Source organism: Bacillaceae bacterium S4-13-56 (assembly GCA_040191315.1).
Lineage (GTDB): Bacteria > Bacillota > Bacilli > Bacillales > JAWJLM01 > JAWJLM01.
Window position 1 is genome coordinate 1 of the sequence record JAWJLM010000067.1, and the last position, 25,849, is coordinate 25,849.

Genomic DNA, 25,849 nt, shown 5'->3' on the forward strand with positions numbered 1-25,849 from the left:
CTGTGACCTATACTGAGCTAGTTGGATAATCAGAAAATATAATATACCTGATGCTTTAAATCCAATTCTAGAAAACAATAAATTAGATAAGATTAAAAAAGACAAGAAACAAAAGTATATTGAATTAAAGCCAAATAAACCCCTAACGATTAAATTCGACGATGAAAGTTCTGTAACCTATACAGCCACTATTAGCGAAGAATCACCACCTTTATCTGGGGAATTTAATGCTCTCTCCACATCTGGTGCTGGAAATGTTAATTATGCTATAACGAAATCTTATGATTGGTCATTTGGTGCTGCTGATATTACTCACCATGTAGATCATAATGGTACTATATTCACAGAGTATGGAAGAGAGATTGTTTTAAGTGATGATCCGTCTGATAACTATCAAACAGCAGAAACAGCCTTTGCTTCAGTAACTCCTACATTAACACCGAGAAAGAATAATTGGACAAGCCTATATTCTATTGGAATTAGGGGGCAAGCTCGTGGGAATATAGCTTATAATATTTTTGGATGGATCCACGATACTTATTATGATTTTATATGGGAATTTGATCCTCAAAACTATGTATTTAGACATGTAAATTCTTACTAAGAATTATCAAATTTTATCAAAACAAGGACAGACAGTTAATATTGTCCTTGTTTTGATAAATTAAAGGTTTTACTATAATATTTACATAAAAGAGGTGAAATAATGGAATCTCTAGTTATTGTTCTACCGATAGCAACTGTTATGTTTGGGCTTTATTTTATTATGTTAGGTTTTTGGGAATTGAGAGAAGGTATAAATAAGAAGAAGTACATCAATTATATGTTTACTGGATTATTTTTATTATTCACAATAGCACCGTTGCTTGTTGTTTTCCTTAATTATCTAAATTTAAAAATTAACTAAGATTATGGTTTTTCTTATGATTGAATTATAGAGTGGTTACTGTTATTAATCTAATCAATTCCTTTTCTCTCCGTCAAACAGAAGGGTATTTATTAGGGCATAGTGATTTTTAAAAACTTTTATTCAGGAGAAAAAAGGAGCTATAACAAGAACTATTCGACTAAATTAACCAAAGAGGATCTCGCTTATTTTAAGATGGATAGAGAAAAAGCCGTTCAATTAGTGAAAGACTATGCTTCTAATTACAAAAGTGTGCTTCATTACAACACGTTAGGAGGTAGTTGTGTTGCTACAGCTACAAAAACTATCGACAGAATCATAAGCTCTGCTTCTTATTTAGAGAGAAATTTTATTATGCCTGATGAAATTGATATAGAAAAAGTAGCTGAATGGCTTATGAAAAATCGAGATTTAGATTGCAACCAATCTATCTTAACAATATATTTAGCTGCGTACACCAAAAAGAAGATTAATCGTTTGTATAGAGACATCAATAAAGGAATTATGAGGTATACATTTGCTAGAAATCCCTTTGATTATGAAAAAGAATGTGCCAAAAGAAAAGAAGAGGGGATAAAAGTCATTCGTGATTAAAAAATTTAAAGTTCTCTTCTGCTTCAATAAGTTTGCGTGAAATCATAATTTAAAGCACAATAGAAATGTAGAATAAATGTTTGGTATAATAAAAAAAGAACTAGAATTTCATTCTAGTTCTTTAAAAACTTTAGGAAAATAAAATAGATCAGCCCGCAATTAATGTAATTAAAGCCAATAATACCAGCATCAACGTATTCTTGAAATAAAAGAGATAGAAAAGTCATGCAAAAATCATTTACTGTTTAAAATTCAAGGATACGGTTAGCCTATGTCAGTCAATTGGAGGGTGAATGCACAAGAATGCTTGTTCTTATAATGTGATTATTCTAACTTCTTTAAAAAAGTTGACTGGATATATTACTCGATGATGCCTAATATAGCAAGAATACTAGGTTTAACATATGAAACAGGTGATAAGGAGGATTGATTCATATGTGGAGAATTGTTGGAGGAAGACTAATTCAAACCACTGATAGCACCAGAGTGAATTTTAGAACAAACATCAGCAAAGCAATTGTAGATAAATTAAACTTCATTGCAAATGAAAATGATACATATGTAAATTACTTATTAGAAACTGGACTACAAGAAGTTTTGGCACAAGATATAATTACTTTTGATAAAAAAGCGCGACCAAAAGACCGAGTACAATTTAAAACAACATACGATAAAGAATTATTAGAAGAAATTAAGATATTTGCTAAGAAAAATAAATTGAATTTCAATGATGTTATTGAATACAGTGTGAAATACATTGATGTGGAAAGCGCAAAGAAGAGGGGGCATAAATTTAGAATTGAATGACGAGATTTTATTTACACTTTTAAATAACGCCGTAACCATAATATATATTATAGGAAGTTAGAAGTTGAAATTAATATTTATCTCATTAAATAAGTAAACTTGGGATATTGAGACAGAATTTAAAATTACTTATACAGTCACTTAAGTTTCGAATTTATTTTTATCTGGATTAGATCTAATCTAATTTTAGCTGATTTAATTAGTACTTTTGATTTTATTGTGCAGATCTATATTTAATTAACTCCTATTCACATTTATACTGCTTCTTCTAAATTTCGAATTTCAATATGCATCTATATTAAGTTTCAAATGAACTAATAGATCTTTCCTCCATAATGAACATTTGTTAGTTTTTCTGTATCAATTTGATTGATAAGATTTCTCTATCTCTTTCGGACCTCCTTGGTCATTGCTATATAAAGGCTTATTAAGATCAATTTACGGAAGTCATTTTGATCCTTTTCTTAGAGTCATGAAAAATTAAAAGTAAAAGCAACCTAATTGAAAATATAACCAACTAGGTTGCTTTTATTTAGAAGAAATAAATATTTTTCTTTACCCCTTAAACATCCTAGCATTGATAGCAACAATTACCGTACTTAATGACATTAAAACGGCTCCAACGGCAGGACTTAAAACGATTCCAATAGGAAATAAAATCCCTGCTGCTAATGGTATGGTAACAATATTGTAACCTGCAGCCCACCAAAGGTTTTGAATCATTTTACGATAAGTTGATTTGGAGAGTTCTAAAATAGAGACAACATCCTCAGGGTCACTTTTCACCAAAATGACATCGGCCGTTTCCATTGCTACATCAGTTCCTGCTCCAATAGCGATCCCCAAGTCAGCATTTGCTAGTGCTGGAGCATCGTTTACACCGTCCCCTGTCATAGCGGTCTTTTGCCCGTTAGCTTTTACTTCTTTTATTTTATCTGCTTTTTCATGGGGCAATACTTCTGCAATAACATCATCTAACTTTAATTGTTTAGCTACCCATTTTGCTACTTTTTCATTATCTCCAGTAAGCATCATGGACTTTACGTTTAATTCTTTTAATCGTGTAATGGCTCTTTCAGCACTTACTCTCACCTTATCGGCAAGAGCAATCATACCGGCAAGTTCATTGTTGATTAAAACAAATACTACCGTTTTCCCCTGCTCAGATAATTCTTCAAATTGATCTTTTTTATAGGAGATATTTTGTTCTTTTATATAACCAGGACTTACAATGATAACTTCTTTTCCATTCACTATGCCTTTAATACCCTTTCCTGTCATCGATTCAAAGTCCTCTGGATCATCAAAAGATATGTCTTTTTCTTTGGCACCTTCGACAATCCCTCTTGCTATGGGATGTTCAGATTGAGCTTCAAGAGAGGCAGCCGCTTGTAGTACCTCTTCTTCTTGAAAACCTTTTTCAGTTATAATTTCAGTTACTCCAAACTTCCCTTCTGTCAATGTTCCGGTTTTATCAAATACAATTGTTTCAATTTTTCTCGCTTCTTCAAAATTAGCACGATTACGAATTAACAAGCCGCGTTTTGCCGCTAGCGCAGTGGATCTTGCTACGACTAATGGTGCGGCTAAGCCTAGAGCATGAGGGCACGCAATAACCATAACTGTTACCATTCTTTCAAGTGCATATGAAAAATCGTATCCTAATAAAAGCCAAACAACTAAAGTGGATAACCCTGCTCCAAGCGCAACATAAAATAGCCATTTAGCTGCTCGATTCGATAAATCCTGTGTTTTAGATCTGGATTCCTGAGCCTCTTTAACCATCATTACTACTTGAGAGAGGTAGCTGTCTTCCCCTGTTTTTTCAACAATTACAGTTAAGGAACCTTCCCCATTAATAGATCCACCAATGACTTGATCATCGACCTCTTTGTCCACAGGTACCGATTCACCAGTTAACATCGATTCATTAACAGAGGACTGCCCTTTCATAATTTTCCCATCAACAGGAACTTTTTCTCCTGGTTTGACCAGAACTTTATCGCTTTCCTGAAGATCAGAAACTTTCACTTCTTTCACATTTCCTTGATTATCAACCAAATGAGCATCTGATGGCATCATTTTTACAAGTTCTTCTAAGGCATTGGATGCTCCCATCACAGATCGCATTTCAATCCAATGCCCTAACAACATAATATCAATTAATGTAGCCAATTCCCAGAAAAAATTATTCCCTGCAAGACCGAAAACGGTTAATGAGCTGTAGACATAAGCAACTACTATTGCAAGCGCAATAAGAGTCATCATCCCAGGGCTTTTTTGTTTCAATTCATCTAACGACCCTGTTAAGAATGGCTTTCCTCCATAAAAAAAGATAAAAGTTGCCAAAATAAATAAGACATACATAATACCAGGAAAGCTTATTTCAAAATTTAAAAAGGATTGAATCATCGGCGATAGGATTAGTATAGGTATGGTAACGATAAGAGAAATATAAAAACGCTTTTTAAAGTCATCGATCATATGACTATGGTCGTGACCCTCATGTCCTTCATGGTGGCTATGTTCCCCATGACCTTGATGATTATGATTCTCATGATTAGATGATTGGTTTTCGTGTTCATGATGATCATGGTCTTTATGATTGTGTTCCTCAACGTGTTTAGAAGAGTGTTGTTCATGATGTAAATGGCTATGATTCTCTTCATTTCGAGAATGTTCTTTTCCATTCTTTTTATTTCCATGTTCCACTATATCACTCCTTCCTACTTTATCACTTTATACCTGTACCCTTTGTGGAAATTCATAAACAAAGGGTATTTAATTGATTTTTGAATTATTTAAATTCCATCACTTTTGCTTTCCTTTTGTTAGTATCCATTCAAAATGAAAAAATTTCAAATTCATCTCCATAAACAAACATGGATATTAAAAAAGATTAGGCTTAACCCAAGCTTCATCACTTTAACTTTTCCTTCATTCTATCGTATTCTTCTTCGCTAAGTTCCCCTCTTGCAAAACGTTCTTTTAGTATATCCATTGCATTATTCTGTACTCTGCTGTTTGAACTTCCTGTGTATGTTTTCATGAAATAAAAGCCAGCGAAAAATAACAATCCCCAAAATAATATCATCCCTATCCACATAAAAAAACCCTGGCCTCCTGCGCAATCGTTCATCCAACCCATCATAACCATCTTCTCCTTCCACTTTTAATTTATCATGTATTTTTGCAAAAAAGATGAAGAAACTTTTTATTTAGGTATTTTTATTGTAAAAGTTGATCCTTTTCCAATTTTACTTACTACATGGACTGTACCTCCATGTTTTTCCACAATTTCTTTAACTATAGAAAGTCCAAGTCCACTACCACCATAGGATCGAGACCTTGATTTTTCAATCCTAAAAAGTCGATCCCAGATAAACGGAATGTCTTTTGCTGGAATCCCTTCCCCTTGGTCTGTAATTTTCAAGACTATAACTTTATGACCTTCCACCACTGAAACCGTGACACTAGAATGTGAAGATGAATATTTCCAGGCATTATCAATTAGATTATCAATGACTTGTCGAAACCGAATAGGATCTATTTCAACTTGTAAATTATCATTACATTCTAAATTCAGTTCAATTACCTTCTCGTGGAAAGCTGGTTGAAATCTTCCAATTATTTCTTTAAGGTATTGGCACAAATTAATAGGTTCTTTTCTGATGGAAAATTCATTGTCATCTACTTTTGCTAATATAAATAAGTCCTTAACCAAAGTTGTTAAATGATTGGCTTCCTCTTGGATAATGGTTATATACTTTTGCTTGTCGTCTTCGCTTAGGTTTGGTCTTTTTAATATATCAGCATATCCTTTTAGATACGTTAAAGGAGTACGTAACTCATGAGAAATACTAGACAAAAATTCAGATCTTGTTTTTTTTAAGTGTTCCAGATCATTAGAAAGCTTTTGAATGGACTGTGCAAGCTCACCTAATTCATCCTCACGATAAATATCTAACTTTACATCATGCAAACCTTCATTTAACTTATCTGTAGCAACTTTCATTTGCATAATTGGATGAGTAATAAATCTAGATAGAAAAGTAATAGTTATAATCGAAAAAAGAACAGTGGCGCCTCCAGTTACTAAGAACAAAATTGTTAGATCAGTGATCATTTTTCGGATGGATTCCGTACCAAGGAACATAAATACATAACCTTTGGTAGAATTGTTAATTTCAATGGGAGTAGCCGTAGCAAGGTATGGCTGTGTATCCCACCTAGTTTCAATGAGAACCCCATGGTGTGTAAAAGACATATTTTTTGCCCTATTCATTAATGTTTGCATATCCCTATTTATTTCATTAGAAGCTTGTATCACTGAAAAATTATCATCGGTAATAACAACCATGGTTTCAGCAGCAGATTCCATTAAAGCTACATGACCTATTGTATTTTCATTAAAATTTTCTTCCAAAATATCACGATGATTTTTCCCACGTGATAAAAGATTATTCGTCTCACTGTTCACTCGCTCACTAGTTATAGAAATATATAAAAAGAAGAAAAGCATAGATTCAATAAGTAAAATAAAGATGACGAATAGTATGCCTAGCTTAAATGAAAGTTTTTTCATTCAAAAACCTCTTTCTTCATTGCAGGGCCTCTTTAAAAAATAGCAGCTCATTATGATACTTTCCTTAAACTGTCCATTTGTATCCAATTCCCCATACGGTTTTTAAATGGTCTTCAATTGGGAACCCAGCACTTCTGATTTTATCTCGTACATTTCGCACATGTGAATCAATCGTTCGTCCCTCAATATCTGAATCCCAGCCCCAAACTAGGTCGATTAATTCATCTCTTTCAAAAACACGATTTGGATTTTTCATCAGGAGACCAATTAGAGAAAATTCTTTTGGGGTTAGGGATATTATTTCACCTTTACACGTTAACTGATGTGTACTATTATTCCATACTAGAGAATTAAGCTCCACGACAGATCCTTTTCCCGTTCTTCTTAATAATGCTTCTATTCGAGCTAAAAGTACATGTTCATCGTAAGGTTTGGTGATATAATCATCTGCTCCTAAATTTAAACCTTTAATTACATCCTCTTTCATGTCTCTTGCAGTAACCATTATAATAGGAACATCCGTTTGTTTTTTAATCCTTTTGCATGTCTCCCAACCATCCATTTCAGGCATCATTACATCTAGCAAAATTAAATCGTAGTTATTTTGATCTATCTTATCTAGAGCAATCTTTCCTGATATTGCTTTATCACATTGATAACCCTGTGGTTCTAGATACAATTCCAACAGGTCAAGCATTCTCTGTTCATCATCTACTAATAGTATTTTGGTCATTTTTTCTTACCTCCTTCTACTAGAGGTATTATAGCAAACAAATATTGAAATTTTATGCAGAAATTAATTTTAAAAATATTCAAATCCCTGCACCCTTTCTCCATAAAGTATGGTCATAATATCAGTATCAAGGAAGGAGGTAAATCAAATGAAAAAATGGATCAGTGCTTTGCTTGTTGCAGGTGTTATTGTCGGTGGTTCAACTATGGTTTTTGCAGCAGGTAACGAAAATAAGGTTTGAAATTTTAGTAAAATGCTTCCATTTATGCAGGAAATGCATCCTGACATGTCAACCAATGAATTGCAAGAAATGTATAGAGATTGTCATGGTACTGGAGGCTCTTCCCAAAGTAATAACTTTGAAAATACAATGATGCCAACTAATATAATGAATAATTTTTAGTTGAGAAAAGGAGGCTTAATAAAAAGTATCCTTTTTTATTGAATGAATAACCCTTCTTAATATGTTTGCCATTTTCTTCACAATTTCTGCATGATTATATTTAAAATTTTTCTAGAAGGGGGATACAGTGACTAAGTATATTCTTATCTTTTTTCTTTTTTGCAGTAGCTATTATTGGTCTCGTATGGTTAAGCACAACTAATGAAAGTAGTGCATCGTTTGAAGGTGATACAGGATATAACATTGAAGAGGATATTGATCAGTTTAAAGTAATATTCGTTTATTCAGACTCAACTGAACATCATCCTATGGGTTGAAGCACTGTATTTGGCAAAATAAAAAAGAGGTAATCACCTCTTTTTTAATTGAAACGAGATATAGCAACTGTATATGCTTCAGCCTGTTCAGTTTTTGGTCCATAATACGTGATCAAAAGTGTAGGAGTTTTTTTTGCTTCTCCCTTTTCAAGATAGCGCTCAAGATCAAACGCTAAAACCTCTATCATAGTATGTTTATGAAGATCTTTTTCAGATAGATTTAATTCGGCAAATTCTGTTGAAACGATCTCAGGTGTTCTAGCAAGCTTTTTCATATAGTTTGATTGCTCAGTTTTATCCATGGAAAATTCCCACCAAGTTGTTCTTGGTTTATATTTTTGATGCCTAAAATAATCATATTTCATAAGCCCTTCAATGATTTCTTGCTTGTCCACTTTTTGTATTTCTAAAAAAGATAGGAGACGTTTAAAAAGATCCTCCAGTTGATGACCAATTCTTGACCATCCCTTTTGTTCCCAATAGTCTCCAAAAAGTTGAAAGAAATCAAATGCTGAATCAAATATGTGATCTATTAAAAATTCAACGGTATAATCCATTCGATGATCGTTCCAGTATTTTTCTAAAACATCTTCCACTCGTTTGATTCGAATGATCTCGTCAAAACTTAAGACATTATTTCCTAAAATCTCATAAGGTGATTTGTCCATAAACACATAATCATGCTCATCAGCACGATTCCTTAGTCCTGTCCCGCGCAGCATTTTTAAGAAGCCTAATTGGACCTCTTCTATCCGGAAAGTAAAAACATCATTAAAGGTTTTACGGAACGAATCATATCCTTCTTCCGGAAGTCCAGCAATTAAATCCAAATGCTGAACAATCTTCCCTCCTTCTTTAACCATCATGACCGTTCTTGTTAGCTTTTCAAAGTTTTGCCTTCTTTCCACTAATTGATTGGTTAGATCATTGGTGGACTGAACCCCAATTTCAAAACGGAATAAACCTTTAGGAGCATTTTCATTTAAAAATTCAATAACCTCAGGTCGCATGATATCAGCTGTAATTTCAAATTGAAAAACTACACCAGGTTTGTGTTCATCAATTAAAAATTGGAACATTTCAAGAGCGTAATCCCTCTTAATGTTAAAAGTACGATCAACAAACTTAACTGTTTTAGCTCCGTTTTTCATCAGAAATCTTATATCATCTTTGACTTTTTCAATTTCAAAATACCGCACTCCCACTTCAATGGACGACAAACAGAATGCGCAGGAATAAGGACATCCGCGACTTGTTTCAATATAAGTCACCCTTTTAGAGAGGTGTGGTAAGTCTTCCTCAAACCGAAACGGTGTAGGTAAGGTCTTTAAATCCAATTTGGGACGAGGTAAATTAATATTAGGCTTTCCGTTATGCATATAGGCAATTCCAGCAATTTTAGAAAAATGCTCTTCCTCTCTCTCATCTCTTATTGCCTGAAGTAAATCTTTAAAAGTAGCCTCTCCTTCCCCTGCAACAATGTAATCAACATACGGAAGTTGATCTAACCAATGAAGAACGTCATAAGAAACTTCGGGACCACCTAAAATGACTTTTATATTGGGATTTATTTTTTTAAGCATTTCTATAATAGGAATCGTTTCTTCGATATTCCATATATAACAGCTAAAGCCTATCACATCCGGTTTCTTGGAATACAGATCGGCTACAATGTTCATTACCGGATCTTTAATAGTATATTCTACATGCTCGACTGGTATCTCTGGTTCACAATAAGCTTTCAAATATCGGATGGCTAAGGATGTATGAATATATTTTGCATTTAAAGTTGTCACAATAACTTTCAAACTAAACTTCCTCTCAAATAGCATTACTTCATTTTAGCATGGTTCGATGGTTAGTTCTATCTTCTACAAATATCCATCAAAAATATTCTTTTCACCAAATTCTGTTATCACAGTATTAATTGTATTTACCACAAATTTTCTCTAATATTTGACAATTACTTCACTATATCGTTAGTAATGATAAACCAATTTAGTTTTAATTAAAGGTATATTTAAGTCAACAAAACTTTGTGTATAAATTCACATTTCATTGTTAACGAAAATTTATTGGGGTGATGAAATGAAGTTTGATCTTGTATTATTACATGCACCTAGTGTTTATGACTTTCGCAAAAATGCATTACTAGCTGGTCCTATTAGTGATGTGGTACCTTCTTCTCCAGTATTTGAGATGTACCCTATTGGTTTTACAAGTATAGCTGAATATCTAGAAAAGCATGGTATGCGTGTAAAAATCATTAATATCGCTAATCGAATGCTTACGGATGAAAGTTACGATGTGGAAAACGTTATTAAGAATATAAAAACGAAAGCTTTTGGCATCGATTTACACTGGCTTCCACACGCACATGGGAGTATTGAAATTGCTAAACTAATTAAGCGTTTCCATCCGAAAATCCCAATTATTTTTGGAGGATTATCTGCCACTTATTATCATAAGGAATTGATAGAATATCCAGAAATAGATTTTGTTATGAGAGGAGACTCTACTGAAAAATTGATGCTTCAATGGCTGAACAATGTTAAAAACTCCACACATAACTATAGAAGTATTCCTAACTTGACATGGGAAAACTCCTCAGGAGAAAAGGTATACAACCAATTAAGCCATATCCCTGATTCCCTAGATGAGTTTGATATCCCTGGGTACCGGTACGCTATTAAATCTGTTTTTAAATATCGCAGTTTACGAGATTCCATACCGTATAATGGATGGCTGCAATATCCTAATACAGCAGTTTTGACAGCAAAGGGATGTACTCAAGCATGCCTCATCTGCGGAGGATCGAAGCAATCCTATAAAGATAATTGCAAAAGAAAAACGCTCGCAACAAGGTCTCCTAAAAAGTTGGTGGAGGATATTCAATTTATTCAGAGATTTACCAGAGCACCTATCTTTATTCTTCATGATATACGTCAAGCTGGAAAGGAGTATGTCAACGAATTCTATGAACGGCTTAGTCGTATAAAGGTGAAAAATGAATTAGTTTTTGAGTTGTTCCAATATGCAAATGAAGACTATTTTGAGAAAATCGAAAAAGTTGTTCCAAAGTATAGCATTGAATTAACATTGGAATCCCATGACGAAAAACTTCGCCGCTTCAATGGAAAGTTTAACTGTACAAACGAAAAAGTCATTAAAACCTTACAATCCGCTCTTAAGCACAACTGTTCAAAAGTAGACATTTTCTTCATGTCGGGAATTCCTCGGCAAAATTACGACAGTGTTCTTCAAAATGTGGATTTTTGTGAAGAAATTCATTTGTCATGTAATGAGGACAAAAGATTATCTTATTTCATTGCTCCACTTGCTCCTTTTCTTGACCCGGCAAGTCCAGCATTTGAAAATCCCGAAAAATATGGATATAAGAAATTTTGCCATACGTTAGAGGATCATCGTAAACAAATTACTCAGCCTTCCTGGAAGTATATGCTCAGTTTCGAAACCGATTATATGACACGCGATGAAATTGTTCGTTCTACGTACGATTCAGCAAGGAAACTTAATAATTTTAAGTTAAAGTACCAACTTATCGACAAAAAGACCCATAAAGAAGTTAAAGAAAACTTAGAAAAGTCACTAGTTTATATTGATTTAATCGATGAGATTATGTCTTTACCTGATTTAAAAAGAACCATAGAATTAAAGAAATTAAAAGAAAAGATGGAGCAAGTGAACGAATATAGTATTTGTGGGAAAAATGAGTTGAAATGGGAAGTCAAAAAGAATTATGCTAATTTTCTTTCCTTGACCGTTATTGGTTTAGAACTACTGATTAGCGACAAGTTTATACTTATGAAACAACATGTAAGACAATCTGTTCAGTGGTTTCTACAACTAAGAGAAAAGCATGTTTAATGTTTTGAAAATAAAATAGGACCTCCCCTGCCGTTTAGGGAAGATCCTATTTCATTATCCCTATTAAATAGAATGGACGGCTTCTGAAACAGGAGTAGTTCCAGTTACAACTTGAAATTCTTTACCAATAGTAGAATTATTTTCGATACAATGGTAAATAACACTCGCAACATCCTCACGTGGAACTTCTCCCCGCTCCACTTTAGATGCAACTTCAACTTTCCCTATCCCTTTGTCGTTTGTTAAAGCTCCCGGATGAACAATTGTATAATCTAGATCAGTAGCCCTTAACCATTCATCTGCATAATGTTTTGCTGCAACATACGGTGCAAAAGATGGTGGTGCTGCTTGAATAGCTTCTCTTGTCGTATCAAAAGAACTAACCATGAAAAATCTTTGAACACCAGCAACTTTAGCAGCCTCAATTGTTTTTACAGCCCCGTCAAGATCAACCATAATCGTTTTATCTTTTCCAGTATGAGGACCCGAACCAGCTGTGAACACTATAGCATCTACACCTTTAGCTGCCGTAGCAATGTCATCAATATCTTTTTCAAGATCAGAAACTGCTGTTTCAGCCCCTAATTGTTCAAAATAAGAAGCTTGCTCTTCCTTGCGGATCATGGCTCTAGCCACATGATTTCCACTTTCTTGAATGAATCTAACGAGATGTTTACCAATTTGTCCATTTGCCCCGACTACGAGAATTTTCAATCTAAACACCCTTTCTTTTGTTTCCTTCTTAATCGTAAGCCTAAAAACATTCCTATGTCCAATAAATGAGTGCCAAAATTTTTAAAGTTTTGCAGTAGCTTTTTGTCCCGAAACCACTTCTGTTTTCTTATTTTCTTTCTTATTTACCACAATAATTCCAATGGCCACCATCGCAATAGCAGCTAAAATAAAGACATTTAGATTCTCACCCGGTATAAATATGGAAGATAAAACAGTCCCAGCTACGGGAACAATAAATTTATACATACTTAATGGACCCGCAGGATTATTTTTTAATAAAGAATACCAAAGGCCAAACGCTATAGCTGATAAAAACGAAGAATAAATTAAAAGTCCCCAACCTAAAGTAGTAAATACTATTGCGCCTGCACTAATTTGGGGCACACCAATAATTAACAAGATACTAGCTCCAAGACTTAACTGCCAACCAGTCACTGCAAAGGGATGAATTCCAGTTGCTAACTCTTTTGCAATAATAGTTGCAATGGCATTAGTCACTCCGGATAAAATCATATACCCTTCTCCATCCCATTGAAAACTGAAATTGAATGCCTGTCCCCAATTGGCAATGGCAATGCCTCCAAAACCTGCAAGAAGGCCTATAACTTTTTGCCAATTTAATCGATCATTTTTATAGTAATAGTGAACAAATAGTACAGTAAAGAAAGTCCCGCTTGAAGATAAGATCGCTCCTTGAATTCCCGAAACTTTTGCTAATCCATTATAAAAGAAGAAGTATTGCAAGGCAGTCTGTACTACTCCTAATATGATTAGAACAAAGAACTGCCTTCGCGTAATTAGGATTCTTCCAGGGTTTCTAATGACTAAAAATCCAAGGACTAATAATCCAGCAAGTAAAAAACGAATCCCTGCAAAAACAATTTTAGCGATAATATCATCAGGGGCCATCTGCATTTCTTCATAACTAATTTTAAGTACAGGAAAGGCACTTCCCCATAAGATTGAGCAGAACACCGCAATCCCAATGACCGACCATTTATTTTCAAATAAACTATTCAATGATGTCATCTCCTAAATTCTAGTGTAGCTAGTGAAATAATAAACAAGTAATTACTTTAATAGTCTATCATTCTATATACATTTTTCCTTACATTTTGCCTAAAATATAAAAAAGACGAGCATCAATTTTATTCCCCATAGACACTCGTCTTTTCTTCCTGTATTTTATCCTCTATATTTTATGGCCAGACCTTTTAGGAAATTCCTAGCGTAACGGTCTCCACATTCTTTGTAATTCTTATGGCCTTTTTTTCGCAATAAGGCACTCATTTCACCCTTTGTCACATTCACTCCAGCTTTTGATAAAATTTCCAGCATATCTTCACTCGTTAAAGACAAAGCAATTTTCATCTTTTTTAGAAGAATGTTATTATGACTTTCATCAGAGAACACTGGCTTTTCAAGTTGACCTGCCCTAGGTTCTTGTTTTCCCCTTTTATAAATAATGAATCCATTTAAAAATGACTCAAGCATTCTGTTATTCACTTTAACTAGAAATTCATCGTCTTCCTCGTTAGGCTTTGTAAGGATCTCCTTGATGCCCTCAATTGAAACATCAACATCCCCCAACCTAAAAATCTCTACCATTTCGGAATCTTTAATATCTAATGCATATCTCAACCGAATCAATATATCGTTGTTCGTCAAAAAATGACCTCCTCCTCTTCAACCTTAATGTTTCCTATTAATCATATAAAATAACAAATGCTTTAAAAAGCTGGTATTCAAAGGTACTTCCTTCAAAATTTCGATTGCCATACAATAGTGATCCCTCATCACTTTTCTTGCTTCTTCTTGCCTAGGAACTGTAACAAAATCGAAATATTTTTTTCATCCATTTCAGATGGCTTTCCAAGTGATGATTGGGTGCCTTCCACTTCTAGAAGATCATCCTTAAATCTGAAAAGCAATTCCAGCATGTCTAGTAAAATTTTTCAAAGCTTCCATTGTAGGCTTATCAAGTTCAGCCAAGATAAGCGGGTGAATAATGGACGCTTCAAATGCAACTCCTGTTTTATAGTGGGGCATGGTATTCAATTGTTCGATATTTAGCGATTTTCCTTTCGATTCTAGATCCATTGCTTGACCTTTGCACATATCCTGAGTTACCTGTGCAGAGTATTGTATTAACTTTAATACTACTTTTGGATCGAAAGTATCTAATGTAGCTTGTTCTTTAACTGCCTTTTGGGTTAAAAATAGTCCAGTCAATTCAGCAATAGCAAAGCTATATACCTCATGTAATGTTTTTCCGCCTCTCCTCAAACCTGCATTATCTTGAGAAGGTAAATCAACAAAAATAAGAGAAGCGGTATGCATATATTCCAACGATTTTAAAAGTGACACAATGGCTTTTCTGTCTAAACCAAGCTCCTTGACTCCCATCATCCAAGTATATATCCCATGGTACCACAGATATTAAAAATGATATTCCTTTTGTTGAGAAATAAAAAAGGCGTCATGACTTTTCATTATTAGTCATTACGCAAAACAATATTATGTAGGGGATTTCCTTCTAAAAAAGATCTCCTCTTCCCATCGATTTAAAGGGAGAGATTGGTGATTTGGTGGACCTGGATTAACTCTTGGCGCTTCTTTTGGTTTATCCTTTTGTTTAGCAGCTGAAATAAGTGAATCCTGCATAGGCTTCCACCTTATTAGCAATAAAACCATCCCTCCAATTAGGAGGCTAGCAATAGCATATGTTATCCATGGAATATAGCTATTCGTGCCTAGGTCAAGCAATCTTCCTCCTAGGAAATGACCCGTAGCTTCACCTAGTCCTGATACGACATTTGCTAATCCAAAGAAGATACCAATTAGGTTTGCTTTTGAAAGTTGTGAAATCGTACTATCCATCGTTGGTAAAAGGAGCATTTCTCCTAAGACAAAAATCGTTCCACTTATAGCTAAGCCTATAAATGAGTTGGCAAAATAGAGAAAGCCTACCCCACCACCAATCAACAAGATGCCAATAAATAGAGCAAATAAGGGGTGTACTCTACTAATTATATGCTTGGTTATTATAGTTTGAAGTAGAATAACAGTAACACTTTTAATCGTCCAAATTAATGCAACATGACCAGGGTTTTCCAACACATCCGTTGCCCTTATAGGAAGAGCTAACGCAAGTTGCGCGTATAATACCCAAATAAGGATACTTACCAAACCAAAGATTACAAACGGTTTGTTTGAAAAAACCTCTTTGTAAGCTCCCAAAGGTACTGGCTTACACTCCTCTTCTCCACACCCCTTTGGAACGAAAATCCAGCTAAGAACTGTAATTACTAAATAAGTTATTCCAGCTATCCAATAAACAATTTTTGGAGAACCAGTAATTAAAAAGAAGACAATAAGCCCCGCTGTTCCAGTACCAATATTAGCTGCAATGCCTCTAAAGGAAAAAGCAGTGGTTTGATTTTCTTTAGAGGCAATCGATGCTATAGCTGCTTTTGTAGAGGGAGCATTTAAACCATTTCCTAATCCAGCAGTGGCCACAGAAAATAAAACAGGAAGATAAGTGTCAAATAATCCAATGGAAACAAATCCAATAGCAGCAATAAAAGCTCCTCCGGATATAACAGTTCTTCTTCCAAGACGATCGGCAAGAAAACCTCCTAATATACTTCCAAATTGAAACGCAATAGCATAGGAGGCAAGGACTCCCCCAATCGTACTTAAACTTAGTCCTACACTCTCCCTAAGCATGATAGGTAAAATGGGAATAACTAAAAAAGATCCTAAGTGAGTTAAGAGAACCCCAAGAAACAATATATATAAGGATTTGTCCATTGTCTTAATGGTGTTAATCATAGGATTCCCCCCTCATTTTGTGTTCATATTTAGATTGTACTTAATAATAATTTTTACTCATATAAGCATCTTATCTACAGAATTTCGTGATAAAATGGAACATAAGATTGGAGTTAACTATGGTTAGGGGATTAATTTTTTGTGGGGTAATTTTAATCATTATTAGAGTCATCCTGGGGTTTCTTTTCGGAGGGTTTTTCTTTATTCCAATCATCTTAGGTGTTATCTTTTCTATGATCTTTTTTTCTCTTTCAACAATAATGAATAGACAAGAAGACATTTTAGTTAAGCTCTATGAACTAGAGCAAAACCAAAAGGATCCGATTTCTAAAAAGACATGTGCAAACTGCGGTTATCTACATACATCAGATTTAAAATCCTGTCCTAATTGTGGGCATAGGTAATAAATAAAAAGCAGACCCAACGACGGGTCTGCTTCGCTCTTATTCGCCTAAGTCTACATTATGGAAAACTTGTTGAACATCTTCTATATCTTCAATGGCATCAATCATTTTTTCAAACCGTGCTAGGGTATCTTCGGGAAGAGTAACATCATTCTGAGCAATCATAGAGATTTCAGCCACAGTAAACTCTGAAACTCCTGCTTGTTTGAATGCCTCTTGAACAGCGTGAAATTCATCAGGTTCTGCGTAAACAATAACTGTTCCGTCTTCTTCTACAAGATCGCGTACTTCAATATCTGCTTCCATCAAGAGTTCAAGAACCTCTTCTTCCGATTTTCCTTCTACACCGATAACAGCAGTTTCATCAAACATATAGGAAACTGATCCGCTGACTCCCATATTACCGCCATTTTTATTGAAGGCGGCTCTTACTTCAGATGCCGTACGATTTACATTATTTGTTAAAGCATCAACAATTACCATTGATCCATTTGGTCCAAAACCTTCATAACGGAGTTTATCAAAATCTTCATCTCCGCCACCTTTTGCTTTATCAATCGCTTTATCAATAATATGTTTTGGCACGTTATAAGTTTTAGCTCTTTCAAGAACAAACTTCAATGCTTGGTTTGCTTCAGGGTCTGGCTCTCCCTGTTTTGCTACTACATAAATTTCTCTACCAAATTTGGCATAGATACGACTAGTGTTTTTATCCTTAGCCGCCTTCTTTTCTTTGATATTGTTCCACTTACGACCCATAATTCCACTCTCTTTCAAAAATCTATTTTGAATTCACCATTATTCATTATACATCATATGTCTAGCTTTTTTCGACACTTTAAGGATTTTATAGGAAAGACTATTTTAATAATAATCTAGTTTACATAATAATGTTACGGGAATATAATGTATTCTACTATCTAGGTATTACAGGTAAAATAATGGCGCTTGGATTTTTTTCATTATGGTAGATGGTTTGGTGAGCAATTTTGATGTTGGTTGTTTTTCCAAGTTCTTCACCAGTATTCAGATTACGATCATATTTTGGAAAAGCGCTAGAGCTGATTTCAATACGAATCCGGTGACCTTTCTTAAACATATGCGAGGTATTCCAACAGTCAATAATGTATTTGTATGTTTCGCCTGGAGTGACAAGAGTTGGATTCCCCATGCTCTCACGAAAACGCGCACGAACCATACCGTCAGTTAACCTTTGTGCATACCCATTAGGCCACACATCGATAAGTTTCACCATAAAATCTGTATCTTTCGCACTTGTAGAAGCAAAAAGCTCCATTTTGATCGGGCCACTGACCTCCACATCCTTTTCCAATTCTTCTGTCGAGTATACAAGCACGTCATCACGGCGTTCGATAGAAGAATAATTATCTGGGCCCCCTATTTGTGCAGAGGTTGCTTCTGTGATAAATGGGACAGGATCATTAGGATCATAAGTATATTGGTCACTATCATTTCCTTTTGGCTTTCCTTGAGAAAGGAAGCCATCTCCAAATCTGCTATTCGCTCTTCCTTTACTATCGATATAGTATTTTATCCACTCTGTACGTGCTAGTGGCCATTCATGTTCATCGCGCCATTGATTGTCTCCCATTACAAACATTTTAACAGGGGGATCCTCTTTAATCCCATCGTTTTCTCCTTTTAGCCAAAGATTAAACCATCTAAGAATATAATGATTAAGATCAATTAATGAGTCTGAACCAAAGTCTAAATCACCTAATTTAGTACTTTGATTTATTTGATGTGGCCAAGGTCCCATTATCATTTTTTGGTTTTTCCTCGCAAATTCACTTGCTCCATTTGTAGCCATACCTTGAAAATTTAAAGGGGTACCAATTTGTTCATCATCATACCATCCTGAGATATGTAAAGCTGGTAAATCAATTTCATGAAATTTGTCTTGATAACTTATACGCTTCCACCAATCGTCCAGTTTAGCGTGTTTAAATTCTTCATGCCACCTGTCTAATTCAAAACCAAGCTCTTCGTCCATAGCTTCAAGTGGAAGATGCTTGTATATTTTTTCCCAATCGATAATGTCTATGTTTTGCATCACTTTCCCACTCGTCATATATAACCAGCAAATATGATGAGGGGTTGGAATACCGGTTGGCCATTCCACAAAGGGATCTGAAGGGGAGACACTTGCTGCTATAGCCTTTAGATGTGGAGGCTTTTTAAGGGCGGTCAACCATTGAATTCTACCTAAGTATGACCCTCCCATCGTTCCCACATTTCCAGAACACCACGCCTGAGATGCAACCCATTCAATTGTGTCATATCCATCATCAGCTTCCTGAAAATATGGATCAAATTCCCCTTTTGAATCACCCCTACCTCTTACATCCATATACATAACAATGAAACCATTCTTTGCAAAATATAAACCATTTTCATGCGATTTGGGTGTTCTCTTCAGATAGGGGGTTCGAACAACAATAGCTGGGAAAGTCCCCTCCCCTTTTGGGAAATACAAATCAGCTGATAGCAGAACCCCATTATGCATAGGAACTTTCATATTTCGTACAATCCTTACTTCATCCATTATGTAAACCTCCTTTTTCTATAAAATTCGAAAGGTAATGAAAGAAATCCTTTAAAACCCTAAATAAAGTTACCTCTTAGGAAAAGAGTTTTGGTAAAATAGTATTAAATTTCCAAAAATTTTAAAACTATTTCCCAATTTGGTCCGTATACCAAAGTGCAGAAAGGAAGTGAAAATGTGACAGAGCTTGCTGAACGTGTTGCACAACCACTTCTGGTGATATCTTTGATGCACCGAATGACTTATCTAAATAATGAATGACAAAAAGGAAGCTTTTGTTAGCTTCCTTCTTCATCTTTTACCAAAGTAATAGGTAACTAACAAATCCATAAATTCTATTAACATGGTCGCAAACATGCAAAATTCATACTATAATATAGGTGGGAAAAACATTCAGAATTTTCACGGATTAAGGGGGAATTAAATGAAAAGAGCTGTACAATGGGTTCCGACCCCAGAATTTAAGGAATCTACTCGCCTATTTCAGTGGATGAAGGAGCACCGAATGACTGATTACGATGAATTTCATCAATACTCCTTAGAAAACATCAGTCATTTCTGGGGAGAGGCAGAAGAAAAATTGGGGATTGAGTGGTATGAAAAATACGAAAAAGTTTTAGATTTATCTCAGGGAATCGCTTTTCCTGAATGGTATACGGATGGAAAAATGAACGTAGTCCATAACGCACTTGATAAATGGGCCCAAAATCCTGAAACAGCCAACAAACAGGCTCTCATATGGGAAGGTGATGATGGAACTTGCATCAAATACACTTTTAAAGATCTTCACCAAAAGGTGTGTGAAATTGCAGCCGGTTTACACGATCTTGGAATTCAGCGAGGAGATGTTATTACTCTATATCTTCCAATGATTCCAGAGACATTGATTGCCATGCTGGCTATCTCGAAAATTGGGGCCATCTTCTCCCCTGCTTTTTCTGGTTATAAGGCTGACGCAGTTGCTAAGCGAATCCAGGCATCCGGTGCTAGGTATTTAATAACTGCAGACGGGTTTTACAGAAGAGGCAAAAAAATAGATATGAAGAAGGAAGCAGATCTCGCAGTAAATCATTGTCCATCTATAGAGAAAGTGATAGTTGTTCATCGAACTGGAGAAATGAATCACGATACCTTTTCTAGAGATGTAGACTGGAAAAATCTCAAGAAAAATGTAAGCGATTTCAAAACAGAAGTAACTGATAGTAATGATCCATTCATGATTATTTATACTTCAGGTACTACAGGAAAACCTAAAGGTGCGTTTCATACTCACTCAGGGTTTCCTATTAAGGCTGCTTTTGATGCTGGGATTTGTATGGATGTTAAACAAGAGGACTGTTTTTTCTGGTATACCGATATGGGTTGGATGATGGGACCATTCCTGGTCTATGGTGGATTGATTAACGGTGCTACTATCGTCATGTTTGAGGGTACCCCTGACTTTCCTAATCCGGATCGGCTATGGCAGATAGTTGATCATCATAGAGTGACCCACCTAGGGATCTCCCCTACACTTGTTCGTTCGATGATGAGGTTTGGATCACAATGGATCACAAAGCATGATCTATCCTCTTTACGATTGATAGGTTCTACGGGAGAACCTTGGAATCCAGAGCCGTGGGAATGGTTGTATAAATACGCGGGAAATGGTAATATTCCTATTTTTAATTATTCTGGAGGAACGGAAATTTCTGGAGGGATTTTTGGAAATGTACTAGTTAAACCAATAACTCCAATTACCTTTAACGCTGCACTCCCTGGGATGGATGTTGGAGTAGTAGATTCGGAGGGAAAAGAAATTTTAGGTGATGTTGGAGAGTTAGTGTTACGACAACCCTGGGTTGGTATGACAAGAGGTTTTTATAAAGATAATGAACGATATGAAGAAACATACTGGAGTAGGTTTCCCAATACTTGGGTTCATGGGGATTGGGTCATTAAAGACAACAAAGGCTATTATACAATTACTGGTCGCTCAGATGATACATTAAATGTCTCAGGAAAACGATTAGGGCCAGCAGAAATTGAATCAGTTATCGTTGAACATGAAGCTGTTATTGAAGCAGGAGTGATTGGTGTCCCCCACGAAGTTAAGGGTGAGGTTCCAATAGGATTTTCAGTGTTACATCCAGATTTTAAACCAACTGAAGAATTAAAACAGGAGATTATAGAACTAACATCACAAAAGCTAGGAAAAGCATTTGCGTTAAAAAACCTTTTCTTTGTATCAGATCTACCTAAGACAAGAAATGCTAAAGTCATGCGTCGGGCCATCAAAACAGCATTTCTCCACTTAGAAGCGGGTGATATGTTTGCTCTTGAAAATGCACATGTTCTAGAAGAAATTAAAGGTCTTCAAGTTTTATAGTTGAAAAAACAGCACTGACGATTGTACACGTCAGTGCTGTTTTTGTTAGCATAATTTTTGCCATATACGACTGTTATCAGGAATTGTATGACTTTCGATGATTGCATAAGCTGCATTCGTTATAGCTTTTGGTAAGGTGTCGCTAATTTCTTTAATATTATTAAAGCTAGCTTCATTTTTTCCGTTCGTTTGAAAATGAAAACCAAACCCCTCCATCCTTTTGACAATCAACATGGCATGATCTAAATTATTTTCTGGTTGAAAATCAGATGTCTGAATAAACTCTCTTTTTTCATAATCATACCAGCGGTCCCACCTGTTCAATTTCCATCCCATAATCCGTCGTGCAATTGATTCCGATTTTCTCATCCGTCGCGCATCCCCTTTTCAATTATGTTATATAACAACTTAATTAATTGTTTTCAATTATATAACAGTATTTTATTGAATGCCAGCATTTTTTCTCAATTTTACAAATAAAAAAGCTTTAAGATAAGTTGTTCTTAAAGCTTATTCTTCTTATTAAGTTCCACAGAAGGTTCTGTAAGGCCGATCAGTTTCAGGAGGAAGTTTTGCATATTCTACCTGGGATAAATTATACTCATAAGGGTTAGCTAGGACTTCAAGAAGCTTATTCATTTCCTGAAAATCCCCTTCATTAGTCGCTTCCAATACTTCTTCAACTCTGTGATTTCTAGGAATAACGGCAGGATTATAATTTTTCATTAAATTCAAAGAAGAAGTTTTATTTTCATCTTGTCTATTTAATCTATCCTCCCATTTTTGTTTCCAGACATTAAATTCATTCAAAGAAAGACCTGAATCTTTCATATCTTCGATCGTCAATCCTTGAAAGGTGTTGGTGTAATCTGCTTTTTGATTTTTCATGATCTCTAATAGTTCTTGTATCAGTTTCTCGTCTTCAGATTCCTCATTAAAAAGCCCTATTTTAGCTCTCATACCACTCAACCAATACTTTTGATAAAGGACCAAGTATTGATCCATTTCTTGTTGAGCTAATTGAACAGCTTTCTCCTCATCTTCATGAATAAGTGGAAGAAGACTTTCTGCAAACCGAACTAGATTCCAACCACCAATTGGAGGCTGATTTTTGTACGCATAACGACCATTTCTATCAATAGAACTAAAAACGGTGTCAGGATCATACGTGTCCATAAAAGCACATGGGCCATAGTCTATGGTCTCCCCACTTATGGCCATATTATCTGTATTCATAACCCCGTGAATAAAGCCTACCAGCTGCCATTTGGAGATTAAGGAAGCTTGCCGATCAATAACAGCACGAAGGAATGATAAATAACTATTATCCTCATCATTTAATTCAGGAAAGTGCCGGTCTATTGTATAATCCGTGAGTGCCTGCAATTCTTCTACAGTAGTTCCCCACTTTTTTGCATATTGAAAAGTTCCTACTCGAATATGACTAGCAGCTACACGAGATAATACCGCTCCCGGTTGTACGGCCTCCCTATATATCGGTTCACCTGTAATTGCTACCGCTAAACTTCGTGTTGTTGGAATTCCAAGACCATACATAGCCTCACTAATGATATATTCTCTAAGCATAGGACCTAAAGCCGCACGTCCATCGCCCCCTCTAGAAAAAGGAGTAGGACCTGATCCTTTCAACTGTATATCAAATCGTTGACCCTTAGGAGTTATTTGTTCTCCTAGTAGAACTGCTCTTCCGTCTCCCAACATCGTAAAATGTCCAAATTGATGGCCCGCATAAGCTTGAGAAATTGGAAGCGAACCGTGTGGAATTTTATTGCCTACCAATATCTCAGTTCCATCTTCTTGATGTAAGGACTCTATATTTAAACCCAAAGATTCTGCCAATGCATTATTAATTATAACTACTTTGGGATCGCTTACAGGAGTTGGATTTTGTTTCTTAAAAAAAAGTTCGGGCAATTTAATGTAAGTGTTCGCAAAATTCCATCCGTTTTCTGACATTGTTTTAACCACCTTCCCTTTATCTTCCCTTATCTTTTGCCAACACAAAAAGCAATATCCTTTTACTTAATTATTTACATATTCCAAATCTCGATCAAATACGAAAGAAAATACATCTCCCCCTTGGACCATGGAAGCAAATCCATTCCATTCCCCCATTCAGGAAAGTGAAACCCCGCATTCATAGTTAGTAAGTGATAAAGAGTTATCTCGCTTTTTTGAGAATCCTTCTGTCGGAACACTAACTCTGGAAAAAATCAGAAACTGGCAGATGCACATCTTTAAAATATCCTTGATCAAAGGCGTTTCCATGAAAGGCTGATAAAACACTTTTCGTACAAGAATTGATTTTATGTTGTTTCTTTTCTATTTTTCGATTCTTGTAGTATTCAAAGATTACTTTTTCCTCTTGCATTATTACCCATCCATAAATCTTTATTTTTTCCCAAACATTTAGTAAGAAGCTTTTGATCAAGTTCTTTCATTTTCTTATTATCCATTCTACGTATAGATAAAACTCTTTTTTTATCTTAACGAATCAAGAAAAATGTACTAACCTAATCATCCTATTTGAATATGATGTTAGGGTCAAAACAAATTAAGGAGGATTTGCTTGTATGGTTAGTTATACAGATACATTAGCTAAATTTGGAATTGGAGGAGCACATCCTGGTGGACTTCAACTAACAAAACAGCTTTTAGGAGGAATAAACCCTAAAAAGGATTCATTCATCTTAGATGTTGGGTGTGGTACCGGGCAAACGATTGAGTTCATAGAATCTAACTACGATTGTTCTATTACTGGAGTTGAGCCTCACAAGGAAATGCTGGAAAAGGTCGAAAACCGTGTTAAAAAACTAGGTTTAAAATCAGAAGTAGTCATGGGGAAAGCGGAACAACTACCTTTTAAAAATCATCAGTTTCATTTCGTGTTATCGGAGTCCGTCACCGCTTTTACCGTTATAGATATGTCCTTAAAAGAGTATTATAGAGTCATACAACCTAGTGGGAAGTTAGTTATGGTCGAAATGACTTTAACGAAAAAGCTTTCCTCCCTTGCACAAAAAGAAATTCAAGATTTTTATGGAATTCCAACCTTATGTTCAGAAAATGATTGGCAAAATGCCCTAGTTAACAAAGGATTTCTTAATATAAAGTCATATGAAGCGCCTACTGAATCGTCGGTAGACGATGTAGAATTTAATACATCTTATGACTTACAAGCGTACCATTTTGATACAATGAATCAACATCAAATCTTATTAGAAAAATATAAAGATCACCTTAAGCCATATGTATATATAGCTGAAAAATAGCTGCTATATGTATTTGCTTCCTTCACGAACAGTTAACTTTGCTAAATGGTGATCATTAATCAAGTTTTTTACAGATGCGGAGTGTGTTTTTGAATACTCACAAAAGCTCCAACCAATAGCCTTTGGCATAAAAAATTCTTTACTTTTCGCATTCATTAAGATATATCGTTGTAATAATTCCTTATCTATCTTCTCCTTACGTAAAGGTGTTTTAATTCCTAAAAAAGAAAACTGGTCTTTCATATATTTCTCCATAGGAATAGCTGTCCTTTATTTTAATGCCCCATCTTCTCTACCAATAACTCCATACTATTCATTTTCTTTCCTTCTGATCAATTCCCTTGTTCCACTATACGCTATCTAGGTAAAACTAGTATAGCATTCTTTGGGGAGATTCCCCCACGAAGAAAAACCA

At 35.2% G+C, this 25,849-nt stretch carries 20 protein-coding genes and 1 pseudogene; 5 read left to right on the top strand and 16 right to left on the bottom strand.

Features of this window, described 5'->3' with window-relative positions:
* Positions 1–1,102 precede the first annotated feature (1,102 nt).
* Both RZN25_14645 and RZN25_14650 read left to right on the top strand, forming a co-directional pair.
* A complete protein-coding gene (locus RZN25_14645; protein MEQ6378055.1) occupies positions 1,103–1,501 on the top strand; it encodes a hypothetical protein in 399 nt (132 codons plus the stop codon).
* Between the two features lie 435 nt (positions 1,502–1,936).
* Complete coding sequence (locus tag RZN25_14650) at positions 1,937–2,308, top strand: rRNA methyltransferase (GenBank protein ID MEQ6378056.1); 372 nt, start codon at positions 1,937–1,939, stop codon at positions 2,306–2,308.
* Positions 2,309–2,863: 555 nt separating this feature from the next.
* Here RZN25_14650 and RZN25_14655 read toward each other — a convergent pair.
* The 5 genes from RZN25_14655 to RZN25_14675 all read right to left on the bottom strand — a co-directional run bounded on the left by RZN25_14655 (position 2,864) and on the right by RZN25_14675 (position 10,154).
* Positions 2,864–4,675 carry a copper-translocating P-type ATPase gene (locus RZN25_14655; GenBank protein ID MEQ6378057.1) on the bottom strand — a complete coding sequence of 604 codons (1,812 nt, stop codon included), beginning with the start codon at positions 4,673–4,675 and terminating at the stop codon, positions 2,864–2,866.
* Between the two features lie 553 nt (positions 4,676–5,228).
* Complete coding sequence (locus RZN25_14660) at positions 5,229–5,459, bottom strand: SHOCT domain-containing protein (protein MEQ6378058.1); 231 nt, start codon at positions 5,457–5,459, stop codon at positions 5,229–5,231.
* Between the two features lie 63 nt (positions 5,460–5,522).
* Positions 5,523–6,893, bottom strand: a complete 1,371-nt coding sequence (locus tag RZN25_14665) for a HAMP domain-containing sensor histidine kinase (GenBank protein ID MEQ6378059.1) — start codon at positions 6,891–6,893, stop codon at positions 5,523–5,525.
* 64 nt (positions 6,894–6,957) lie between these two features.
* Positions 6,958–7,626 (bottom strand): response regulator transcription factor, encoded by a 669-nt coding sequence (locus RZN25_14670; protein ID MEQ6378060.1) that lies wholly within the window; start codon positions 7,624–7,626, stop codon positions 6,958–6,960.
* 764 nt (positions 7,627–8,390) lie between these two features.
* Positions 8,391–10,154 carry a B12-binding domain-containing radical SAM protein gene (locus RZN25_14675; protein ID MEQ6378061.1) on the bottom strand — a complete coding sequence of 588 codons (1,764 nt, stop codon included), beginning with the start codon at positions 10,152–10,154 and terminating at the stop codon, positions 8,391–8,393.
* Between the two features lie 280 nt (positions 10,155–10,434).
* Between RZN25_14675 and RZN25_14680 the strand changes: the two genes are divergently transcribed.
* Positions 10,435–12,234, top strand: coding sequence for a TIGR04190 family B12-binding domain/radical SAM domain protein (locus RZN25_14680; GenBank protein MEQ6378062.1), 1,800 nt, complete (start codon positions 10,435–10,437; stop codon positions 12,232–12,234).
* Positions 12,235–12,297: 63 nt separating this feature from the next.
* Here RZN25_14680 and RZN25_14685 read toward each other — a convergent pair whose 3' ends face one another.
* The 7 genes and pseudogenes from RZN25_14685 to RZN25_14715 form a co-directional block, all read right to left on the bottom strand.
* The gene (locus RZN25_14685) at positions 12,298–12,948 is read right to left on the bottom strand and encodes an SDR family oxidoreductase (GenBank protein MEQ6378063.1); all 651 of its coding nucleotides are present in this window, start codon (positions 12,946–12,948) and stop codon (positions 12,298–12,300) included.
* 81 nt (positions 12,949–13,029) lie between these two features.
* A complete protein-coding gene (locus RZN25_14690) occupies positions 13,030–13,989 on the bottom strand; it encodes a DMT family transporter (protein ID MEQ6378064.1) in 960 nt (319 codons plus the stop codon).
* A gap of 165 nt (positions 13,990–14,154) precedes the next feature.
* Positions 14,155–14,637: a DUF1456 family protein gene (locus tag RZN25_14695; GenBank protein ID MEQ6378065.1), complete on the bottom strand. Its 483-nt coding sequence runs from the start codon at positions 14,635–14,637 to the stop codon at positions 14,155–14,157.
* A 24-nt stretch (positions 14,638–14,661) separates the two neighbouring features.
* Positions 14,662–15,390 (bottom strand): annotated as a pseudogene (locus RZN25_14700) (polyprenyl synthetase family protein).
* Positions 15,391–15,486: 96 nt separating this feature from the next.
* Positions 15,487–16,803 carry an MFS transporter gene (locus RZN25_14705; GenBank protein ID MEQ6378066.1) on the bottom strand — a complete coding sequence of 439 codons (1,317 nt, stop codon included), beginning with the start codon at positions 16,801–16,803 and terminating at the stop codon, positions 15,487–15,489.
* Positions 16,804–17,246: 443 nt separating this feature from the next.
* Positions 17,247–17,966 (bottom strand): YebC/PmpR family DNA-binding transcriptional regulator, encoded by a 720-nt coding sequence (locus RZN25_14710; GenBank protein MEQ6378067.1) that lies wholly within the window; start codon positions 17,964–17,966, stop codon positions 17,247–17,249.
* A gap of 157 nt (positions 17,967–18,123) precedes the next feature.
* Positions 18,124–19,773, bottom strand: a complete 1,650-nt coding sequence (locus tag RZN25_14715) for a CocE/NonD family hydrolase (protein MEQ6378068.1) — start codon at positions 19,771–19,773, stop codon at positions 18,124–18,126.
* 424 nt (positions 19,774–20,197) lie between these two features.
* Between RZN25_14715 and RZN25_14720 the strand changes: the two genes are divergently transcribed.
* Positions 20,198–22,141, top strand: coding sequence for an AMP-binding protein (locus RZN25_14720; protein ID MEQ6378069.1), 1,944 nt, complete (start codon positions 20,198–20,200; stop codon positions 22,139–22,141).
* Between the two features lie 45 nt (positions 22,142–22,186).
* Here the strand turns inward: RZN25_14720 and RZN25_14725 are convergent, their stop codons facing one another.
* The 3 genes from RZN25_14725 to RZN25_14735 all read right to left on the bottom strand — a co-directional run bounded on the left by RZN25_14725 (position 22,187) and on the right by RZN25_14735 (position 24,533).
* Positions 22,187–22,510 (bottom strand): hypothetical protein, encoded by a 324-nt coding sequence (locus RZN25_14725; GenBank protein ID MEQ6378070.1) that lies wholly within the window; start codon positions 22,508–22,510, stop codon positions 22,187–22,189.
* A gap of 153 nt (positions 22,511–22,663) precedes the next feature.
* Positions 22,664–24,118, bottom strand: coding sequence for a YdiU family protein (locus RZN25_14730; GenBank protein ID MEQ6378071.1), 1,455 nt, complete (start codon positions 24,116–24,118; stop codon positions 22,664–22,666).
* Positions 24,119–24,359: 241 nt separating this feature from the next.
* Positions 24,360–24,533, bottom strand: coding sequence for a hypothetical protein (locus tag RZN25_14735; protein MEQ6378072.1), 174 nt, complete (start codon positions 24,531–24,533; stop codon positions 24,360–24,362).
* Between the two features lie 202 nt (positions 24,534–24,735).
* Here RZN25_14735 and RZN25_14740 point away from each other — a divergent pair, with 202 nt between their 5' ends.
* Positions 24,736–25,434, top strand: coding sequence for a methyltransferase domain-containing protein (locus RZN25_14740; GenBank protein ID MEQ6378073.1), 699 nt, complete (start codon positions 24,736–24,738; stop codon positions 25,432–25,434).
* A 3-nt stretch (positions 25,435–25,437) separates the two neighbouring features.
* Here the strand turns inward: RZN25_14740 and RZN25_14745 are convergent, their stop codons facing one another.
* On the bottom strand, positions 25,438–25,677 hold the full coding sequence (locus RZN25_14745; protein MEQ6378074.1) for a DNA alkylation repair protein: 240 nt from the start codon (positions 25,675–25,677) through the stop codon (positions 25,438–25,440).
* Positions 25,678–25,849: the final 172 nt, after the last annotated feature.

Excerpts from the sequence above, each read along its gene's own strand:
- RZN25_14645 (MEQ6378055.1), top strand. The coding sequence starts at position 1,103 with ATGGATAGAGAAAAAGCCGTTCAATTAGTGAAAGACTATGCTTCTAAT.
- RZN25_14650 (MEQ6378056.1), top strand. The coding sequence starts at position 1,937 with ATGTGGAGAATTGTTGGAGGAAGACTAATTCAAACCACTGATAGCACC.
- RZN25_14655 (MEQ6378057.1), bottom strand. The coding sequence starts at position 4,675 with ATGTATGTCTTATTTATTTTGGCAACTTTTATCTTTTTTTATGGAGGA.
- RZN25_14660 (MEQ6378058.1), bottom strand. The coding sequence starts at position 5,459 with ATGATGGGTTGGATGAACGATTGCGCAGGAGGCCAGGGTTTTTTTATG.
- RZN25_14665 (MEQ6378059.1), bottom strand. The coding sequence starts at position 6,893 with ATGAAAAAACTTTCATTTAAGCTAGGCATACTATTCGTCATCTTTATT.
- RZN25_14670 (MEQ6378060.1), bottom strand. The coding sequence starts at position 7,626 with ATGACCAAAATACTATTAGTAGATGATGAACAGAGAATGCTTGACCTG.
- RZN25_14680 (MEQ6378062.1), top strand. The coding sequence starts at position 10,435 with ATGAAGTTTGATCTTGTATTATTACATGCACCTAGTGTTTATGACTTT.
- RZN25_14705 (MEQ6378066.1), bottom strand. The coding sequence starts at position 16,803 with ATGATTAACACCATTAAGACAATGGACAAATCCTTATATATATTGTTT.
- RZN25_14710 (MEQ6378067.1), bottom strand. The coding sequence starts at position 17,966 with ATGGGTCGTAAGTGGAACAATATCAAAGAAAAGAAGGCGGCTAAGGAT.
- RZN25_14715 (MEQ6378068.1), bottom strand. The coding sequence starts at position 19,773 with ATGGATGAAGTAAGGATTGTACGAAATATGAAAGTTCCTATGCATAAT.
- RZN25_14720 (MEQ6378069.1), top strand. The coding sequence starts at position 20,198 with ATGAAAAGAGCTGTACAATGGGTTCCGACCCCAGAATTTAAGGAATCT.
- RZN25_14725 (MEQ6378070.1), bottom strand. The coding sequence starts at position 22,510 with ATGAGAAAATCGGAATCAATTGCACGACGGATTATGGGATGGAAATTG.
- RZN25_14730 (MEQ6378071.1), bottom strand. The coding sequence starts at position 24,118 with ATGTCAGAAAACGGATGGAATTTTGCGAACACTTACATTAAATTGCCC.
- RZN25_14735 (MEQ6378072.1), bottom strand. The coding sequence starts at position 24,533 with ATGCAAGAGGAAAAAGTAATCTTTGAATACTACAAGAATCGAAAAATA.
- RZN25_14740 (MEQ6378073.1), top strand. The coding sequence starts at position 24,736 with ATGGTTAGTTATACAGATACATTAGCTAAATTTGGAATTGGAGGAGCA.
- RZN25_14745 (MEQ6378074.1), bottom strand. The coding sequence starts at position 25,677 with ATGAAAGACCAGTTTTCTTTTTTAGGAATTAAAACACCTTTACGTAAG.